Genomic DNA, 4049 nt, shown 5'->3' with positions numbered 1-4049 from the left:
GGGCGCAGCCATGCTCAGGGCGATTTCGTCCCGATCGATTTCGACGCTGTCGCCAAGGCACGCACCGGGCGCAACAAAGTGACCCTGCAGGTGCTGTGGGGCCGCTACACCGCACAGCCTGCGGGCACAGACCAGCGGTACTACAGCTACGAGCGGTTTCGCCAACTTGTGGCTCAACACGTTGATGCAGCCGGGCTGACCGCCAGGATCACCCATGCCCCAGGCCATACGATGCAGGTGGACTGGGCAGGCACGAAGATGCGGCTGTTTGACCCCACCGGCGGGCAAGGCTCGAAGGTCAGCATCTTTGTCGCCTCGCTGCCGTATTCAGGCATGGTGTTCGCCTGCGCGTGCGCGGATGAGCGCCAGGACGCGTGGCTTGCAGCTCATATCCGCGCGTTCGAGTACTTCGGCGGGGTCGCCGAGGTCATCGTGCCGGATAATGTCTCGACGGCTTCGAATGCGATCAGTGCCGCGGACAGGAATCGCCGGGTCAACTCCACCTACGAGGAGTTTTTGGAGCACTACAACACCGCAGCGTTGCCGGCTCGGGCGAAACGCCCCAAGGATAAGGCCAGCGTTGAAGCTGCAGTCAAGATTGTCACCCAGAACGTTATCCACGCACTCGATGGCCACCAGTGCGCCGGATTAGACGAGCTCAACGCAAAAATTACCACCCTGGTCGATGGGATTAACGCTGCCGAACCGTTTCGCGGCAATGCGACGAGCAGGCGCGCATTGTTTGATCAGTTCGAACGCGACGTGCTCACCGCGCTGCCTGCAACACCGTGGCAGCGTACCGAATGGAAACGCGCCAAAGTCGCGCCTAATTTCCACATCAGAGTGCACAACGTGCATTACTCGGTGCCCAACCAGCTGGTGGGCCGCACCGTGGATGTGCGTATCACCGGTGACGTGCTCGCCGTCTTCGACGCCGGGCAGCGTGTGGCCACCCACCAACTCGCGCGTGCCCGCGGGGTGTATGTCACCGACACCGACCACATCCCGGCGAACATGGGTGAGACCCGTGGGTTGTGGACAAGCGAGTACTTCCTGCGCGAAGCCGCCAAGATCGAGGGTGTCAGGAAGTTTGTGTGTGAGGCTCTGATCTAGAAGGAGTTTCACCGATAATGACTACGGTGTCACCGAAGAAAAACCATGACCCGGCGAGGGTCAACGAGATCAGCGAGAAGCTGATGGAAAATCCTGAGCTCGCCAGCTTGATCAGCGAGCTGTCGACCTCCGCTGATGATGCAAGCGAGCTGGTCAAAGGCCTACTGCAGGCATCGATCAACGCTGGTCTGCAGGCGGAGATGGATGCGCATTTGGGCTATGGGCATTCCGACCGCAAGACCAAAGCCCAAGTGGAAACCGCACAGGCGACCAATCACCGCAACGGGTCGTACACCAAGACCGTCAATTCTGGCTACGGCGCGGTAGAAGTGACCGTGCCCAGGGATCGTGCCGGCACGTTTGCACCGAAGATGGTGCCCAAGGGTGCACGCCGACTGACTGAGCTCGATGACATGATCGTCTCGCTGTACGCCGGCGGGATGACCGTGCGCGATATTCAGCACCATCTCGCAACCACGCTCGGGGTGGATATGAGCCCGGATACGATCAGCACCATTACCGATGCGGTCTTGGAAGAGGTCATGATCTGGCAGAACCGTCAGCTCGACGAGTTTTACCCGGTGATCTTCCTCGACGCGCTGCGCGTGAAAATCCGTGACGGCCACCGCGTGGTCAACAAAGCCTGCTACATGGCGGTTGGTGTCGACATGGACGGCATCAAGCACATCCTGGGATTGTGGATCGCCGACAACGAAGGCGCCGCATTCTGGGCATCGGTGTGCGCGGATCTGGCCAACCGTGGTGTCCAGGACGTGTTCATCGTGTGCTGCGACGGACTCAAAGGGCTGCCGGAAGCTGTGGAGGCAACCTGGCCGAATTCGATGGTGCAGACCTGCATTGTGCACCTGATTCGGGCTGCGAACCGGTGGGTGTCCTACCAGGACCGCAAATCTGTCTCCCGGGCGCTGCGTGAGGTCTACACGGCCGCCAACGAAGACACCGCGCGTGCCAGCCTGGATGCTTTCGAGGCCAGTGAACTCGGCCGGAAATACCCGCAGTCGGTCAAAGTTTGGCGTGATGCGTGGGAGCGGTTCGTGCCGTTTCTGCAGTTCCCGCCGGCGGCACGCCGGGTGCTCTACACCACTAATTCGATCGAGTCGCTCAATGCTGAATTGCGTAAAGCTACCCGCAACAGGGGCCAATTCCCGAACGATACCGCGGCGCTGAAGACGCTTTGGCTGATGATCTGCAACATCGAAGACAAGCGTGCCGCCCAGCGGGCGAAGAAAGCAAAGCGCAACATTGAGTGCAACGGCTATATTGAAGGAGCGAAAGCCACCGGGTGGAAACAAGCCATCAACCAACTAGCCGTGGCTTACCCCGACCGATTCGCGGACTACTTGTAAACCAACCCCCCGCACACAAAGAATCGGACACCCTCCCAAGATCGGGCCGGCCACCCGCCAGGTGATTGCCGAGCTCATCGAAGCCAAAGCGATCCCTGCCCAGGCGTATCAAGCGTGCCGCAACGTGCTCAACATGGGCAAACACACCAACAAGCCAATCCTCGAAGAAGCCTGCAGGCGTCTGGTGTCCACCGACGGTGCCAGGCGTGCTGTGTCGTATACCGCGGTGAAAAACATGATGGCCGCCGTGCGCAAAGACACCTCCACACGACCTACCGGCACTGACCTGCCAACCGATCAACCAACCGGCAGACCCGCTGACGGTGCGTCTGCCCCGACAGCGCGTGACACCCGCGGCGCCTACCTCGGTGGTGCTGGGCAGTTCAGCCTCGAAAACCTCACCAAGAAGGGATCTGCATAACCCATGCCCCACCCACAGCCAGCATCAGCATCTGCCCGCTTCCTCGACGAATCAGTCCTGCCGGTCTTTACCGACCTGCGCATGACCGCCTTCGGACAAAGCGTCATCGACATCGCCGCCGATCCCGCATTCGACGACTGGAGCTTTTCCGACAAGGTGCTCTACGCACTCGATAAAGAGGTAGCGGCCAAGCGTGAGAGGCGAGTCAACAAACTGCTCAAAGCATCCCGATCGCCAAATCCCGATGCTTGTATCGAAGACATCACCTACACGCCCGGCCGCACCATCAACAAAGAGCAAATCACCCGACTCGCTCACTGCCAATGGTGCCAAAGCGCACAAAACATTGTCATCCTGGGCAAATCCTCCGTCGGCAAAACCTACCTCGCCCAAGCACTACTCACCGCGGCGTGCCGAAACGACTACTCCGCACGCTTCTTCCGCACCGACACACTCGCCAACCACCTCGCCGTGCTCAAACACGACGACCCAGCCCGCATCACATTCCTCGAAGACCTCCACCACACAGACGTGTTAGTCCTCGACGACTTCCTGACCACCCCAATCGATGCCGCTACCGCACACCAACTGCTCAACATCCTCGCAGAGCGCGAACCCCGCGGATCCACCATCGTGACATCCCAGTTCACACCCGACGAGTGGTACAAATCCATCCCCGATGCCGTCATCGCCGAATCCATCCTCAACCGACTCGTCGCCGGCGCCGAAATCATCACACTCGAAGGCACCAACATGCGACTGACCCAATAACCCCGCCAAAACCCCAAAACGCCCGGGTGTTACTCGAAACTCACCCGGGCGTTACCCGATACTCACCACACCGTTACTAAACACGTGGTCTAAACACCCGCGCACACCGTTGCACTCGACCTCCACTACTCGACCACCAACGCAGCCACGAAACCCCGGGGCCGGGCCTAGACTCCGCATTGCGGACAACCGGACCGACACCCACCATTGGTGCACCCCACGACAACCCGGGGCGTTGCCACCCGGTGGGGCGGGACCTGTCACCTGGGGGCACATAGAGGTCGCGGGGGTAGCAAGCGCGGTTGCGTCCCTTAGTGTGGTGTAACGCTTGCTGATGGTGGGCCCTGGGAAATACAGGGGCGGCCACCGCCAGTAAC

Annotated in this window: 4 protein-coding genes; all 4 read left to right on the top strand. The window is 60.4% G+C overall.

Going from position 1 to position 4049, the window contains the following annotated elements:
* The coding region (gene istA, locus QP996_RS11685) for an IS21 family transposase (RefSeq protein WP_284872803.1) at positions 1–1113 on the top strand (1113 nt) is incomplete at its 5' end.
* A 17-nt stretch (positions 1114–1130) separates the two neighbouring features.
* A complete protein-coding gene (locus QP996_RS11680; RefSeq protein WP_284872801.1) occupies positions 1131–2480 on the top strand; it encodes an IS256 family transposase in 1350 nt (449 codons plus the stop codon).
* 133 nt (positions 2481–2613) lie between these two features.
* Positions 2614–2901, top strand: coding sequence for a hypothetical protein (locus QP996_RS11675; RefSeq protein WP_284872800.1), 288 nt, complete (start codon positions 2614–2616; stop codon positions 2899–2901).
* Positions 2902–2904: 3 nt separating this feature from the next.
* Positions 2905–3672, top strand: a complete 768-nt coding sequence (locus QP996_RS11670; protein WP_284872799.1) for an ATP-binding protein — start codon at positions 2905–2907, stop codon at positions 3670–3672.
* The last annotated feature ends 377 nt before the right edge of the window (positions 3673–4049 follow it).

Source organism: Corynebacterium sp. MSK008 (genome assembly GCF_030232585.1).
GTDB lineage: Bacteria > Actinomycetota > Actinomycetes > Mycobacteriales > Mycobacteriaceae > Corynebacterium.
Note: the sequence above shows the minus strand (reverse complement) of the source record. Positions and strands in the feature narration are given on the sequence as shown.